The organism is bacterium (assembly GCA_036504735.1).
Taxonomy (GTDB): Bacteria; Electryoneota; RPQS01; order RPQS01; family RPQS01; genus DASXUQ01.
Genome location: DASXUQ010000010.1, coordinates 226,465 through 241,544, shown reverse-complemented (window position 1 = coordinate 241,544; position 15,080 = coordinate 226,465). Strand labels below are relative to the sequence as shown.

The following is a 15,080-nucleotide window of genomic DNA, read 5'->3' as shown; positions in this document are numbered from 1 at the left end:
GAAGGCTAAGGGATAAGGGATAAATGATAAGGAGAATACCGGATCGGACGGAATGGAGGTCAGCGACGCAGCGCCTTGGCAAGTCGTCTCACCACGGTGTCGCGTCCCAGCATTTCCATCATCTCGAACAGGCCCGGGCTGACGGTCTTGCCGGTCAGCGCAAGACGCGTGGGATGAATGAGCTTGCCCGCCGAGAGCGTGTGACGCTCGGCCAGCGCGCGTAGATGGGCTTCCAGCGTCGCGGCATCGAAGGGCTCGACGCGGCCCAGTTCGTCGCGGTAGGCATCCAGCACCTGCATGATCTCAGGATTGGCAAAGTGCTTGGCCACACCCGCCGGGTCGTACTCCACCGGATCGGCAAAGAAATAGAGATTGTCGCCGAACAGATCTTTGGGCAGGCGGATCCGCGTCTTCATCATCGGCCACACCTGGCGAAGCACGTCGCGCGACACGCTGCCATTGGTGAACTGCAGCAGGTAATCCAGCGCAGCCTCGTCGGAGAGCATTCGCAGGTGCTCACCGTTCATCCACTCGAGCTTGGCCATGTCGAAGATTGCGCCGGCCTTGTTGACGCGCTCGAGAGAAAATTCGTGAATCAACTCGGGTACGGTGAAGACTTCGCGGTCATCCTGCGGGTGCCATCCCAGCAGCGCGACAAAATTAATCAGCGCCTGCGGCAGAATGCCCTTCTTGCGGTACTCTTCCACGGCCACGTCGCCCGACCGCTTGGACATCTTGCTGCGGTCGGCATTGAGCAGCAGCGGCAGATGGGCAAACACCGGCGCGGTCCAGCCGAAAAATTCATAGAGCAGCACATGCTTGGGGGTGGACGGCAGCCATTCCTCGCCGCGAATCACGTGGCTGATCTTCATGAAATGGTCGTCTACCACGTTCGCCAGATGATACGTCGGAAAGCCATCCGATTTGAGCAGCACCTGATCATCCACCGTGTCGGTGTCGAAGCGTACATCGCCGCGGATCACGTCGCTGATCATCAGTACGCGCCGCTCGGGCACGGCCATGCGCCAGACATGCGGCTCTCCGGCGTCGATCCGCGCTTTGGCAGCGGCAGGATCCATCCTGCGGCAACGGCGGTCATACATGGGCACGCGGCCCCGCGCCTGCTGATCCAAGCGCATCGCATCCAGTTCCGCGCTGCTGCAGAAACAGGGATAGGCATGTCCGGTCCCGGCGAGAATTCGCACATGCTCGCGGTACATCTCCAGACGCTCCGATTGCACGTACGGTCCATACTCTCCGCCGCGCGACGGCCCTTCATCGAACTCCAGGCCGAGCCACTCCAGCACTTCGAGCAAATTCTCGACGGCGCCTTCCACCTTGCGGGTCTGATCGGTGTCTTCGATGCGCAGCACAAACGTGCCGCCATGCTGCCGGGCGAACAGGTAATTGTAGAGTGCCGTACGCAGACCGCCGACGTGCAGATAGCCGGTGGGACTGGGAGCATAGCGAACGCGAACATCAGACATCGTCTTCATCCTCAGGCGATTCTACAGCTTCCGCTTCGCGAGCCGGAGGCCGGTCATCACCACTCATGTGAAATTCAATACCGCCGAAGGATCGCGCGGCCATGTTATAGGCAAACGCCAGCAGCGCGCCAAGAAATGCAAAAATCAAAGAGAACAGCAGGCCCATGACGATGGCCAGCAGAAACAGCGTGCCCGCGCTGGAATTGGCCAGTGGAGCCGCCTCCGGGGGCAGCAGCGAGCCGCCCGGCGTGCCGGACATGGCCTTCAGCAGCACCGCTTCCACCAGGCCCGCCACAAAGCCGGTGAACAGCCCGACGACAAACCCAATACGGACCGCGCTCGCGGGTTCGACTCGCAGGATCTCCCGTTTCATCGCAGAATCCCCTTCTTCGGCCGCGGATAGCTTTCGTAGGTGGCCGGTTTCATGGTGATCTGCGGCGGGGACTGCGACGGATCAATCGTCACATTTTTGAAATCCCGCGCTCCGTCCGGCCAGCGAGCCTGCACGTGATGCACGCCCGGATCGAGCAGCAGCGTTAACGGCGTGCGAATCCCCAGCTCTTTGTCGTCGACAATAATGGCCGCGCTGTCGGGATCCGACCGCACGCGCACACTGCGCCATTGCCAGTTGGTGCTGCGTCCACTGACCGGTGGGAGCGGACGGCGGTCACCGCGCTCGATAGGAGCCATGATAAAGGTCACGCGCGTCGTCTCGTTGGGCGCAATCCGCACGCCCTGCGCCGGCGGAACAGGCCGGTGTCCGTCCAGACGCAGACTCACGAGGAAGGAATCCGCGGGAAGATCCGACAGAAAGGCGCTGGTCAGCAGGTCGGTGGGACGGCGATTCAAAATCACTTCCGCCCCGGGCGGATGCGAGGTCACAATCAATACGCCGGTCTCATTGTGCAGCACCGCCCAGATGCCCCACAGGAGTGCCATCACCAGCGCCAATCCGGAAAGCACGAGCCCGAGCACCACCTGACGGCGGCGGCGGGGATTTTCGAGTTTGTCGCTGGGGGACTTCATCTCAGGGGCAACAGCTTGCTGCGACGTATTACGGGTAGCGGCCACAAGAACTCACTACGGTTTCTGACAGTGCAAAGCTAACTGCGTGGTCAGGTAATCAAATTGCGACCACAGGTCGGTGACCTGCGGCAGTGCGCCAACAGACGACGGCACGGTAAGCACGGAAATGCCCGTGTCCCGCGCCAGCACATTGGGAAAGCGGTCGGACGTAAACGGTTCGCGCAAAAACACGACGCGGCTTCGAGTGCGAATCGTCTGCTCCAGCGTGGCCAGTTCAACCGGAGACGGTTCGGCATCGGGAACACGGCTCACCGTGCCGACAATCTCCAGGCCAAAATCCCGCGCGAAATAGTCCCAGCTCGGATGGGATGATACAAGGCCCATTCCGCTGCACGGCGCAAGCGTGGTTTTCCAGCGGGAGATCGCCGATTCCATCTTATTGCGGAAGGTGTAGCCACGCTGGCCGTAGACATCCTGATAAGAAGAGTCGGCATCCTTAAAGGCGTCGCGGATGGTCTCGGCCACGGTAATCAGATTGGACGGGCCGAGCCAGTAGTGCGGATTGCCCAGCGGATGCGGGCTGTTTTCGGAATGATGTTCGGCCTTGCCGATCACATCGATGCCGTGGGAACAATCCACCACCCGCAGCCTCGTATTCCCCGCGCTCTGAATCAGCTTGTCCGCCCAGGGATCGAGGGCCAGTCCGACTTTCAGATAGATGTCGGCCTGCTGCACCTGCATCACTTGCGAGGGCAGGATCTCAAAATCGTGCGGATCCTGGTCTCCCCGGCAGAGAGCTTCGACGGTCACTCGCGCACCGCCCACCTCCCGCGCCACCGCCGCCAGATCCGTTGTGGAAGCCACAATTTTCAGCGGCTCCGCCGCAAAGGACAGCGAACCAACGGCCAGGATGAGTAAGGTAATGATTGTGAGAATGCGCACTGCGAACTCGTTCAGCTTTCGTTCTTCTTTCGTCCGCTTCCTGCAACAAAAACGCGTGCTCCGGAGGCGTAGCACGCGCGTCACATAGGATACGCCATGGGGGAACAGGGAAACCGCAGGCTGATGAATTCCGGTCACCCTTTAGCTCAGCGCCTTTGCCGCCCTGCCGCGGATGACCGTGGCGGAATCACCCCTGATCGTAGGCCCGTTTCAGCGCCGCAATGTCGATCTTCTGCATCCCGAGCATCGCCTGCATCACGGCGTTTGCTTTCTTCCGATTTGGATCGGCCATCATCTTATTCAGGATTATCGGAGTAATCTGCCAGGATAATCCGAATCGATCCTTGAGCCAGCCGCACATGGATTCCTCACCGCCTTCTGTAAGCTTCTCCCACAGTCTGTCCACTTCCTCCTGCGTCTCGCAGTTTACCATGAAGGAAATGGCTTCGGTGAATTTGAACGGCCCCTTGGCATTCATTGCCATGAACAGTTGCCCGTCCAACTGGAAATCAACGACGGCCACCGTCTCAGTGCCATCGGGTCCCGCGCCCTCGTGCCGCGTGATGTTCAGGATCTTCGAATTTTTGAACAGCGATACATAAAGTTTCGCCGCCTCTTCCGCTTGATTATCGAACCATAAGAAGGTTGTAATCTTCTGCATAAGAGCACCAATAATTCTAAAATAGGGAAAACTATTTGCGGAGAGGGGGGGATTCGAACCCCCGGTAAGGCTTTACACCCTACAACGGTTTAGCAAACCGCCGCCTTAAGCCGCTCGGCCACCTCTCCTCAAAAGCCAAAACATCAAAAATCCAAAAAGCCAAAGGAATCCTGCGCCGACATTCTGGCTTCTGAATTCACATTCCGATCTACCGTGTCATTGGCGCCGGTTTCAATTGATCAATCAGGTCGAACACATTGGCATTGTGAACCTGATAGATCTTGGCTACCGGCTGCGGAAGATTGAACTTACGAAATCCCGGCATCAGCCGTGTTGTCACGAAGTTATTGAAGTCTTCCTCCGATGTCCAGACATCGGATACATGCATCACGCCGGACTCATCAACCCCGGCGACATGAATCATCGCGCCTTTGGGCGGATTATCTTCCCAGCGGACTTCCTTGCGCAGGTTCTCATAGTCCTGCTTCTTGACACCCGGTACGTCGACCAGAACGAGCACTGCCATGACAAGCTCCCTTCATAACGGCTTTACTATCTACCTTCGAGGTAACGTTCCATGTGTGCGCGACGCGCACCCGGCGCCATAAGGCCGGCCATCGCAAAATAAAATATTGATTATTTTTTCCGCCCCTGCTCGTAAGCGGCAATAAACCGGTCGACCGGGATGCGCGCGATCACCCTGCCGACCACATCCAGCGACAGATCCTCCAACTTCTTGAAATGCACACAGGATTTTCCCATGTCCAGTTTCAGGCCGGCCGCCGCCCATTCCTTGCGGAACCACTCCTCTGTCGGCCTGTGCCCATACACCCCCAACAGGTACAGCGACATGTAATTTTTCTGCGACCCTAGCGACGCGATCGCCAGCGGTTGCCCGTTGTACGTGTCCGGATAGGTGGACAGCGGCACCACATAGCAGATCATCCCCCAGCCCATCACCTCCTTGTATCCTTCCGGGAGGTTCGCCAGAATCACCTTCCGCACCGCTGCAATCGCCTCGCGGCGCTCCACCGGCAATTCGGCCAGATAGTCTTTCACCGTGGTCGCGGCCGACTTCATCATCCCTCCGTCTTCCGTTTTGTCTGCCTTTACGCTGCGGATTTCGGATTTTCGTGCTTTCTTAGTTTCCTTTGCGGAGGACGAGGGACTCGAACCCCCAAGGGCTTTCGCCCAGCGGTTTTCAAGACCGCCGCCTTACCATTAGGACTAGTCCTCCCCTCAAAATGGCCCAGCTTTTCAAAAGCCTACAAATATAGGCCATTCCAAGGTGAAAATCAAGAAAATTTGGCGTATCTTTGGCTTCAAGACCCGTTCCCCTGGGAGACCGCCTCCACCATCGCGCGTTAGCCTACCGTATGACGTTCTGGCGTTACATCATTCGGGAATTTATCCCCCCGTTTATCTTCAGCCTCAGTCTGATTATCTTCTTGTTTGTCTTGAACTTATTGTTCCAGATGCTGGGAAGAATTGCGGGCAAGGGGCTGCCGTTGTCCACCGTTGCCGAGTTCTTTTTCCTGAATCTGGCGTGGATGGTCGCGCTTGCTGTGCCCATGTCGGTGCTGGTGGGAACGCTGTCCAGTTACGCGAGGCTGTCCTCCGACGGCGAGATTGTTGCCCTCAAGTCCTCCGGGTCCGGGCCTCTGCGGCTGATCGGCCCGGCGCTGTTCATGGGCGTTCTGATTGCCCTGTCGGTGGCCCTGTTCAATGATCAGGCGCTGCCCCAGATGAACCACCGCGCCCGGCAGCTTCAGGCCGACATTCGACGCAAGAAGCCCACCATGGTCCTCGAGCCGGGAGTCTTTCTTTCCGATATTCCGGGCTATGTGATGATTGCGCGGGACGTCAACCAGACCACCTCCGAGGTCAAGGACGTAGTGGTCTATCAGGAGAATGATCCCGAGTACAGCAGCACCATCACCGCCAAGAACGGCGTGCTGCGCTACAACGAGAACACCGAGAGTTTTGAGTTTTTGCTGCGGGACGGGGAGATAGACCGCGCCACCCGCGCAAAACCCTCCGATTTTCAGATTACGAATTTTTCCCGGGCCGTGTTCCGGATCTATTCTCCCGAAATGTCGTTACGGCGTACGGAGTCGGACTGGCGGGGCGAGCGGGAGCTGAATACCGTGCAGCTTTTAAGCCGCATCAAGCAGATCGAAAAGACTGATTCACTGAAGACCAACCGGCGGGAACTGAACAACCTCAAGGTCGAGGTCAATAAGAAATTCTCCATCCCCGCGGCGTGTATCGTCTTTGCCATCTTAGGATCGGTGCTCGGTCAGTGGGTGAAGAAGTCGGGCATCGGAGTTTCGGCGGGGTACTCCATCGTCTTCTTCCTGGTGTATTGGGTCTTCCTGATCGGCGGCGAGGACATCGCCGACCGCGGCCGCGTCGCACCATGGATTGCCATGTGGGCGCCCAACATTCTGTTCATGGGCCTTGCGCTGGTGCTGTTATGGCGTGAGCGCAGAGGAGAACTCTCTACTCCCAGAGACTGGATCCGCATCATCCTGTCGAAACGCAAATCGACATAGGCCATCACTTCATTTATAGACATAAAAAGGCCGCGAGCAATCGCGGCCTTTGAATTGTCGGGAAATGTGTGCGGGGCTATTTATGTTTGTCCCAGCCGTCTTGAACCTTATCCCAGGTGTCGGAATCTGTTTTAGGATCCGGCGTGTGGGGCGAGGTCTGTGCGGCCGATTTGCGAGGCGTCTTCGAAGGCGTCACCCAGCCGTCTTGCAGAGCGTCCGTGCCATCAGGATTTTCAGGAAGCATCTGTGAGGAATTTGTCACGGCAGGTCTCCAGAATTAGCATAGCCTTACTGTCAAATAACACTTCTGTGTTATGCCTGATACGACGCAACTGGCTCAAAGTTCCCCAGATCGCTTAAATGCTAAAAATCCGCCATGCAGTTCAGCGAAACAGACACAATGAGACTCATTGAGTAGTATTTCGCTGAACGCATGTGCTTTCAGCATCTCGTCTCAGCCATCTACAGCCACGGCCAGCTTGGAAAGCTGGAACTTCTCACGCTTCAAAAGATCAATCGTCACCGTCTGCTTGTCTTCACTGACCGTGATCTTGAAATCCTGACCTTCGTCATAGGAGCGCGGGAAGAGCAACACCTGATTGATGCGGCCCAATCCTACCGATGCCGCGGTAAACGTGATACGCGTATCGGCACGCGTGTCCAGCACGCTCGGGTTCTGGATCTTGTCCATGTCCGAGGACTGCCACTTGCCCAGCGTCGGTTTTTTGATGATCCCCTGCTTGCTGAGATCCTTGAACGTTCCCACCACATAAAAAACCGAGGCGAGCTGACGGGCAAGAGATTCGTTCTTCTGCGCCATTTCGCCCATCTGGTTCATCATGTTCTTGCGCTCTTCCTCGAGACCCTTGATCTGGTCCGTCAGTTCGGCGCGGCGGGTCTCCAGATCCTTGACCTCTTCTTCCTTCTGATTGCGGGCCTGAATCAGGTTCTGGCGTTCCGAATCAATCCGGCGCTTGGTCGAACGAGCCAGGGCATTGGGTGAGAGCTTCGCGGTGCCCTGCGTCACAAACGTTCCAAAGATCGGCTTGTCTCCTTCCGCCTTCGGAGCCTCGTAATAGTTCCAGACCTCGAACCCGGGGAGCAGTTCCTGCGTCAACGCGGACTGTTCGATGAGCTTCACCGCTTCATCCTCGGGCACGCCCTTCTCGCTGGTCAACCATTCCAGACAGACCTTGAAATGGCTGTCTCCCTGCTGCACGGCATAGGGTTTGGGAAGCTGCGAGCGCAGCTCGTCCATTTGCTGGTTCAACTTGTCGACTTCGCCGTTGAGGCTGATCACTTCCTGCAGCAGTCCGCGATAGGAGACGTCTTTCTCCTGCGAGACGCGCTTGGAGAGAATTTCGGCCTGCTCCGGGGAGAGTCCCATCGCCGCGATGCCGGTGGTATCGAAGGCCGCATTGGGATGACTCGCGTTGTACTTGCGCACCAGATCCATGATCTTGCCTTCGCGATCGGAGATCTGCGTGTTGAGCTTGTCAACGTGCATCACCAATTCCTGGAAATTCTTGACCTCGGCGGGCTGACGGCGGGAGACAAAATGGAAGACCAGTACCACCACCACCAGCACGACGACGATAATACTGACAACGAGTGCCACACTTCCGCGATTACGGCGACGGCACAAGGTAGACATAACAGGTTCCTCAGGTTAGAAGAGGCTCGGCCTCTGTTTTTTCGCGCTCTTCGTTCCGCCGTGCAGCGTGCACGGGTCGGGGAGCGGAAATTTGCTGTTGAAATATTCGGTGTGCACCCGCGGACAATTGGGCGTGGCCAGCATGTCGGTGTCATCACAGACCGAGGCGGACGTCACGCCCTTCGGCACATCAAAATCGTCGGCGGGATATTCTAATTCCTTGTAGGCTTCCACAATAAACTTGGCCCAGATCGGCAGCGCGGCGCGCGCGCCCTGCATGCCCCGGCCCAGAGATTTGGAAGGATCGTCCAGCCCTACCCACACGCCGGCCAGAAGGTGCGGAGTAAAGCCCACAAACCAGGCATCGGTGTAATCGTTGGTGGTGCCGGTTTTGCCCGCCGCCGGCTGGCGGAATCCGTACTGCCCCCGGAGTCCCGCCGCCGTGCCGCGGTCCACCACCGACCGCAGTAGCGACTGCACCAGAAAAGCCGTCTGTTCGGAAAGCACCGCCTTATGCTCGGGGCGGTAGTTGACAATCGGCTGACCGAACTGATCATTAATTTCGGTCATATACATCGGCTTGGACCACACACCGCCCGATTGGAACACCGCAAAGGCCGACGCCAGATCCAGCGGGATCACTCCCGACGAACCCAGCGCAAGGGCGTCGTACGGATCCAGTTGCGTCGTGATCCCCAGTTTGTGGGCCATGGCGGCCACATTTTTGGCCGAGGTGTAATCGTGAATCAGCCGCACGGCGACAACATTCAGCGACTTGTACAGACCTTCACGCAGATCCACCGTCCCGCCGTAGTCGCCGTCATAGTTCTGCGGCGACCAGGTCTTCCCACCGCCTCCGGGCAAGCTGATATGCTCATTGGAAACGCGCGTCGTAATCGGAATGCCCTGGTCCAGCACCGTTGCATAGACAAACGGTTTGAAACAGGAGCCCGGCTGCCTTACAGCCTGCACCGCGCGGTTGAATTTGGATTCCAGAAAGTCGCGTCCGCCCACCATCGCCAGAATTCCGCCCGTGGACGGATCCAGCGCAATGAACGCCACCTGCACCGGCATGTAGATGTTGGCCAGAGAGTCTACAGTGCGGCTCTCCGTGCTGAGCCTCCGCCGCTCTTTTACCGAGGCATTAGGATAGACCTTCTGCAGGATCCAGGACAGTTCCGTTTCGCGGAAAGTGGTGTTTACGCGCTTCTGCAATTCCGGCAGCGATGAGCCGATGGCATCCTCGGCGCAGGCCTGCAAGGTGGCATCCAGCGTGGTGTGCACCGTGACGCCATCCTTATAGGGATCGAAATTGTACGTACGGCCAATGGAGTTGAGCTGCTGGCGGATCGTCTCCGTAAAATAGGGGGCAATGCCCAGGCTGCCGTCAATGGTGGATGGCCTCAAGCCCAGCGGCTTCTTGCGCGCTTCATTATAGGCGGCATCATTGAGATAACCGACTTCGCGCATACGCATCAGCACCGCGTTGCGGCGCGTGAGGGCGTTCTCCGGATTGGCCAGCGGATTATAGCGTGTGGGAGACTTGGGAATGGCGGCCATCAGCGCCGCTTCTTCGGGAGTCAGGTCGGCGGGAGATTTGGAGAAGTACGTACTGGCCGCAGCGGCAATACCGTAGGCTCCGGCCCCGAAATAGGTCTGCGTGAGATACATCTCGAGGATTTCGTCCTTCGAGTAGTAGCGCTCGATCTCGATGGCGGTGAGCGCCTCGCGCAGTTTACGAACGATATTCCGCTGGGAGGTATAATAAAGGTTGCGGGCAAGCTGCTGGGTAATGGTCGATGCGCCGCGGAAATGGAAATCGAAGCGAACCACACTCTCGAGCACGGCCTTCACCAGTGCCATGGGCCGCAGCCCCCAGTGTTCGTAGAACTTGTGGTCCTCAATCGCCAGAAATGCCTTGGTCACCCAGAGCGTGGTTTCGGAAAGGGGGACGTAACTCCGCCGCTGCGTATAGATCTCCTTGAGGAGATCGCCGTTGCGGTCGACAATTTTGGTCGAGAGTTGCGGCTCGAAATTCTCGAGCTGCTCCACCGACGGCATGCCGCTGCGCAGATACAGGTAGAAACCGGTCCCGCCGGTCAGGATCACCGCGGCGGCAATCAACACCAGCCACAGCACCGTGCGCTTCCCGCGTGGGCGGGGTTCTTTGGAAGTCGGAGACTTTGGAACGCTCAAATGCGAAATGTTTATGAAGTGACTTTACCGGACGCCGGGCGCGCGGCAAAAGACGATGATCAGACGAAAGGCTCTCAGGTCTCTGCAAGCCGTTGCAGGCCGAGCGATGTGCCGTCGTGCAAACCGAAGGTATAGTGGATAATCCAGTCGCCGAGGTTGACGTACGTGCAGCCGTCTTCCTTATGTTCCACCGGGCGATGGGTGTGCCCCATCACGACCCCACGGTAGCCCTCGGCAAACCTCTTCCGGGCATAACTCAGGTATTCGGCGTCGTCATTCGGATTGGACTTGATGACGGCGCGGCTGGTCACACTGGTGCCGTGTGCCAGACGCATGGCCAGATCCGGATGAATACAGGAGAACACGCGTTGGGCGGCGCGGTTGCGCAGGACTTTCTTCACGAAGCGGTACCCATGATCCCGCTCCAGCACACCGTCACCGTGGAAAATGTACACGGGCTGCCCGCCGATTTCCGCGGACAGAGTGTCCTGATGAATCCGCATTCCCACGTCGCTCTCCAGAAATCCCCGCAACCGGAAATCGTGATTGCCGGCCAGGTAATGGATCGCTACACCGTGATCGGCAAGTTGCCGCAGCCGGGCAAGCACGCGGAACGGCGACTTGGGAATCACGTGCCGCCATTCATACCAGAAGTCGAACAGATCTCCGACCAGCACAAGGCTCCGCCCGTTATCGGACACTCGGTCCAGCAGGTGGTTTAGTTTCAGTTCTTGTTGGTGGACATCCGGGATAAGAATCGCGCCGAGATGTGCATCGGACAGGAAGTAGACCGGGGCTGCGAGCGCGGTCAAGGACGGCATAGGGGCCATGTTATCAAATATACTAAGTTTCAAGGGGTAAATCAACTTGCCTTCCCCATCGCACGCGCAATTCGTCGCATTTGAAGACCGCTCGGTGATTCTGACATCCGGTCAGCATAGACAACCCTATAAGTTACCTTTAGTTGATCGATTGTGGAAGTCCATAAGTTCTATACATATGATCAATTTTTGGTGAACATATCCCTCGACTTTCGCCGCATTCAGGCGACCAGTCAAACCAAAAAACGCTGATTGTGCCGAATGACTCACATGAACGCTGCATGGGACGGAACCTCTGATAATGACACCAAGAGAGGCGTGGCAGAAAACTCTGCACTTGAAAATTTGTTTCGAGCGCAAATGGTGCATAATGATGTGCCTTTCCCCATTGCTTTTGACTTCTAACTCCTCTATCATGAGGGTTCATAGCATTCCTGTCGATCTTTCCTGCTCTGGCTCCACGAGTATTACTTGATTTCTTTAGGCATATACAACTTTTTCGCTGCATCTTTCATACAAAATTTCTGATTTCATTAGCGGGTGGCGCCAAGGCGCTCGCAGGACAACTATTAGACTCTCTGGCTTTATGCCGTTGTGGATCAGACCCAGTTGAAAACCGTGGCCACCTGAACTCCAAACACTCCAGGTTTCAATTCGATGCTGATTAGAAAAATGCGTCGCCTCATGATGGCGAAAGGGCAACTATGACGATTGCTCCTCATTTTCGTCACGAGCCGGATTCCGGTTCTACCGATCTTTACACCCTGTTCCGCGAGATCGCCAATGGCTTCGAGGACGCGGCGCTCTTGCTGAAGGATGGCATGATTTGCGATTGCAGCGACAGCGCCCCCGCCGCGCTTTCCGGCGCCCGCGATGATCTGATCGGCTGCCCCATTGAATCCTTTGTGCTCGACACGTCCACCGATGATGCGGACGGAAGCCGGATCGGCAGTCTGTATGTCACCGCTCTCGCAGGCACCCCGGAGCGGATCGAGTGCACGGTACGGCGTGTGGACGGCACGATGTTCGACGCGGCCTTGACGGTCACTCCCCTGCGCTCCGGGTGTACTACGCTGCTGCTGATCACTCTCCGGGACTTGACCGAGCCACGCCGCCGCGAGGCCGCAGCCCTGCGGCGCGAGCGGATTCTCAGTGCTGTGAATTTCGCCGCCGATCAGTTTCTCGAGCCCGGCGACTGGCGCACGCGGATTCCCGGAATTCTGCGCCGCCTCGGGGTTGCCGTAAACGTCAGTCATCTATACCTTGCAGAGGTGGAACGCGACGAAGAGAACTGTGTGCGCTTTGCGCTGCGTTTCTGCTGGCGCGCTAAGGATCTGGTTGTGCCGGAAGGGGAGTCCGCAAACGGTCCCTTCGCTTCCCTCAACGGCGGCGCCTTTTCGCGCTGGATCAATGTCCTCTCTGAGGGAGACCTGATCTGTGAGTATGTGCGCGATCTGCCGGCGGGTGAGCGCGCCGCCTTAGAGGCCACCGGCGCACGCACGGTGGCGATGCTGCCCATCTTCGCCGGCGCTGACTGGTGGGGAAATATCGCCCTCGCGGAGGTGCGCGAGGAACGCGAGCTGACCGTCTCCGAGGTGGATGCCTTGCGCACGGCGGCGGACCTGATCGGTTCAGCCATCGTGCGCGCCCAAGTCGAAATGGAGCTGCGCAAGACCAACCGCGCCCTGCGGACCATCGGCGCCTGCAACGAGATCCTGGTGCGCGCTCAGGAAGAGCAGGTGCTCCTCCACAGGGTCTGCCACGCACTGGTGGAAATCGGCGGCTACCGCCTTGCATGGGTAGGGTCCGTCCCGGACGGCGATTTCTCCCGTATTACTCCTGCAGCTCACTACGGGCTTGACAGTGATGAAGACGAAAGACACCTGTTAATCGCGTCGATCCTGGAGTCCGACCGGACAGCATCCATCATCGACAAGTTGCGGCAGGGGGAGGTCTATGTTGCGCAGGATACGGGTGGAGACCTGGTGGACCTGACCCTGCGATTCGGCGTGGATGACCGCCATTGTCCGTCCTTCATCATTCTGCCGCTGAAGACGTCCGGGACGCCGCTGGGAACACTGGCGCTGTACTCCTCCAAGCCGACGGCGTTCGACGACCTTGAGGTCTACCTGCTTCAGGAACTGGCCGACGATCTCGCCTATGGCATTCTGGCTCTGCGTACGCTGCGGGAACGCGAGGAGGCCCAATCCGCACTCCACCACAGCGAAGAGCGGTTCCGCCAACTGTTCGAATGCGCCGGCGACGCCATCTTCCTGGTCGGAGAGAGCGGGCAGATCATCGCCGTGAACCGCAGCGCCTGCGAGGCACTTGGCTACTCGCACACCGAGCTGACCTCCATGACCGTTTCCCATGTGGCTGTCCCGGCAACGCCGGATCAGCCGCGCCGCATCGGCGAACAATTGGCATCCATCGGCTATGTCTTCGTGGAAGGCGACATGCAGCGGCAGGACGGTACATCTTTCCCCGCGGAAGCACGCCTCAGCCTCGTGGACTGGGACGGCCAGCACGCGGTCCTCGGAATCGTGCGCGACGTCACGGAGCGGGCCCGCGCGCAGGAGGAAAAACAGTCTCTGCAGCGGCAGGTCTTCGAGGCCCAAAAGTTAGAATCCATCGGCACACTCGCCGGCGGCATCGCCCACGATTTCAACAATATTCTGGCGATCATTCTCGGCTATGTGAGCATGCTGCAAACCAGTGGAGGCCTGCCTGCGAACGTGCAGAAAGGCCTGACCGCCATGGAAGCTGCTGCGGATCGCGGCGCGGGACTGGTCCGGCAGATATTGACCTTCGCCCGCAAGAGCGACATCGTGTACGGACCCTTGGACCTCAACGTGATGCTGAAGGAGCTGCGGAGGATGCTGCAAGAGACCTTTCCGCGTACCATCGAGGTCCGTTTCCTTCCCGGCCAATCCCTGCCCCTCATCATGGCCGATGCCGCTCAGGTTCATCAGGCCCTCCTGAATGTCTGCGTCAATGCCCGCGATGCCATGCCGGACGGCGGTGTGATGACGATCCAGACAAGTGTCGTGGATGGCACGACGGTCCGCCGCTCCTTTGCAGACGCCTCGGCCGCCTCCTATGTCCTGATTGACATTACCGACACCGGAACCGGAATGGACGCGGTCACGCGGCAGCGGATCTTCGAGCCCTTCTTCACCACCAAGGAAAAGGGCAAAGGCACCGGCCTCGGCATGGCGGTGTCCTACGGCGCTGTACGCAACCACAAGGGGTTTATCGGCGTGGAGTCGGACCTTGGGAAAGGCAGCACCTTTCATCTTTACATTCCCGTCCCGCCCAACGTGACCGCGAGTCCCGCGAAGCCGCGACAGACGGAAGTGCTGACACAGGGGCAGGGGACCATCCTGATTATTGAAGACGAGGCCAGTCTGGCCGAACTTCTGGTCACGTCCCTGACGGCTGCCGGCTACAAGACACTGGTTGCCCGCGATGGAGTGTCGGCGGTAGTCCTGTTCGAACAGCACATGTTGGAGGTTGATCTGGTGCTGTCCGATCTCGGTCTCCCCCACCTTGCCGGAACCGATGCCATTCGCTGGATGATGCAGCACAGACCGGAGTTGAAAGTCATCGCCACGACCGGTTACCTCGAACCGGAGCTGCGCCTTGAACTGGAAGCAATCGGCGTGAAGGACATCATCCAGAAGCCGGCAGGTACCCGGGAGTACTTGCTGCGAATTGCCGCCGCCTTGCGCGGCTAAT

12 protein-coding genes and 2 tRNA genes are annotated in these 15,080 nt (G+C 58.3%); 2 read left to right on the top strand and 12 right to left on the bottom strand.

The genetic code is table 11. From position 1 onward, the window contains the following. Positions 1-59: 59 nt before the first annotated feature. From gltX to VGL38_10260, 9 genes are all read right to left on the bottom strand, one after another. On the bottom strand, positions 60-1,487 hold the full coding sequence (gene gltX / locus VGL38_10300) for a glutamate--tRNA ligase (protein ID HEY3295819.1): 1,428 nt from the start codon (positions 1,485-1,487) through the stop codon (positions 60-62). Continuing rightward, the gene (locus VGL38_10295) at positions 1,480-1,860 is read right to left on the bottom strand and encodes a DUF3566 domain-containing protein (protein ID HEY3295818.1); all 381 of its coding nucleotides are present in this window, start codon (positions 1,858-1,860) and stop codon (positions 1,480-1,482) included. The genes gltX and VGL38_10295 overlap by 8 nt, the downstream gene beginning before the upstream one ends. Further along, positions 1,857-2,558 carry a PEGA domain-containing protein gene (locus VGL38_10290; protein HEY3295817.1) on the bottom strand — a complete coding sequence of 234 codons (702 nt, stop codon included), beginning with the start codon at positions 2,556-2,558 and terminating at the stop codon, positions 1,857-1,859. The genes VGL38_10295 and VGL38_10290 overlap by 4 nt, the downstream gene beginning before the upstream one ends. 9 nt (positions 2,559-2,567) lie before the next feature. Beyond that, positions 2,568-3,455, bottom strand: a complete 888-nt coding sequence (locus VGL38_10285) for a metal ABC transporter substrate-binding protein (GenBank protein ID HEY3295816.1) — start codon at positions 3,453-3,455, stop codon at positions 2,568-2,570. Positions 3,456-3,642: 187 nt separating this feature from the next. Continuing rightward, positions 3,643-4,116, bottom strand: a complete 474-nt coding sequence (locus VGL38_10280) for a VOC family protein (protein ID HEY3295815.1) — start codon at positions 4,114-4,116, stop codon at positions 3,643-3,645. 38 nt (positions 4,117-4,154) lie between these two features. Next, positions 4,155-4,244 (bottom strand) — tRNA-Ser (locus VGL38_10275). An 80-nt stretch (positions 4,245-4,324) separates the two neighbouring features. After that, positions 4,325-4,642, bottom strand: coding sequence for an Hsp20/alpha crystallin family protein (locus tag VGL38_10270; GenBank protein HEY3295814.1), 318 nt, complete (start codon positions 4,640-4,642; stop codon positions 4,325-4,327). A gap of 110 nt (positions 4,643-4,752) precedes the next feature. Next, positions 4,753-5,199, bottom strand: coding sequence for a DUF1801 domain-containing protein (locus tag VGL38_10265; protein ID HEY3295813.1), 447 nt, complete (start codon positions 5,197-5,199; stop codon positions 4,753-4,755). 71 nt (positions 5,200-5,270) lie between these two features. After that, positions 5,271-5,353, bottom strand: a tRNA-Ser gene (locus tag VGL38_10260). Positions 5,354-5,432: 79 nt separating this feature from the next. Between VGL38_10260 and VGL38_10255 the strand changes: the two genes are divergently transcribed. Beyond that, complete coding sequence (locus tag VGL38_10255; protein ID HEY3295812.1) at positions 5,433-6,671, top strand: LptF/LptG family permease; 1,239 nt, start codon at positions 5,433-5,435, stop codon at positions 6,669-6,671. Positions 6,672-7,125: 454 nt separating this feature from the next. On the opposite strand, the gene VGL38_10250 is transcribed toward VGL38_10255, so the two are convergent. The 3 genes from VGL38_10250 to VGL38_10240 form a co-directional block, all read right to left on the bottom strand. After that, the gene (locus VGL38_10250; GenBank protein ID HEY3295811.1) at positions 7,126-8,289 is read right to left on the bottom strand and encodes a hypothetical protein; all 1,164 of its coding nucleotides are present in this window, start codon (positions 8,287-8,289) and stop codon (positions 7,126-7,128) included. Between the two features lie 51 nt (positions 8,290-8,340). Beyond that, positions 8,341-10,464 carry a PBP1A family penicillin-binding protein gene (locus tag VGL38_10245; GenBank protein ID HEY3295810.1) on the bottom strand — a complete coding sequence of 708 codons (2,124 nt, stop codon included), beginning with the start codon at positions 10,462-10,464 and terminating at the stop codon, positions 8,341-8,343. 131 nt (positions 10,465-10,595) lie between these two features. Continuing rightward, positions 10,596-11,342, bottom strand: coding sequence for a UDP-2,3-diacylglucosamine diphosphatase (locus VGL38_10240; GenBank protein HEY3295809.1), 747 nt, complete (start codon positions 11,340-11,342; stop codon positions 10,596-10,598). A 704-nt stretch (positions 11,343-12,046) separates the two neighbouring features. Here VGL38_10240 and VGL38_10235 point away from each other — a divergent pair. Further along, a complete protein-coding gene (locus VGL38_10235) occupies positions 12,047-15,079 on the top strand; it encodes a PAS domain S-box protein (protein HEY3295808.1) in 3,033 nt (1,010 codons plus the stop codon). The last annotated feature ends 1 nt before the right edge of the window (position 15,080 follow it).

Bases quoted from the DNA above. Each gene is read 5' to 3' on its own strand.
- VGL38_10295 (HEY3295818.1), bottom strand. From the start codon at position 1,860: ATGAAACGGGAGATCCTGCGAGTCGAACCCGCGAGCGCGGTCCGTATT.
- gltX (HEY3295819.1), bottom strand. From the start codon at position 1,487: ATGTCTGATGTTCGCGTTCGCTATGCTCCCAGTCCCACCGGCTATCTG.
- VGL38_10240 (HEY3295809.1), bottom strand. From the start codon at position 11,342: ATGCCGTCCTTGACCGCGCTCGCAGCCCCGGTCTACTTCCTGTCCGAT.
- VGL38_10235 (HEY3295808.1), top strand. From the start codon at position 12,047: ATGACGATTGCTCCTCATTTTCGTCACGAGCCGGATTCCGGTTCTACC.
- VGL38_10270 (HEY3295814.1), bottom strand. From the start codon at position 4,642: ATGGCAGTGCTCGTTCTGGTCGACGTACCGGGTGTCAAGAAGCAGGAC.
- VGL38_10265 (HEY3295813.1), bottom strand. From the start codon at position 5,199: ATGATGAAGTCGGCCGCGACCACGGTGAAAGACTATCTGGCCGAATTG.
- VGL38_10280 (HEY3295815.1), bottom strand. From the start codon at position 4,116: ATGCAGAAGATTACAACCTTCTTATGGTTCGATAATCAAGCGGAAGAG.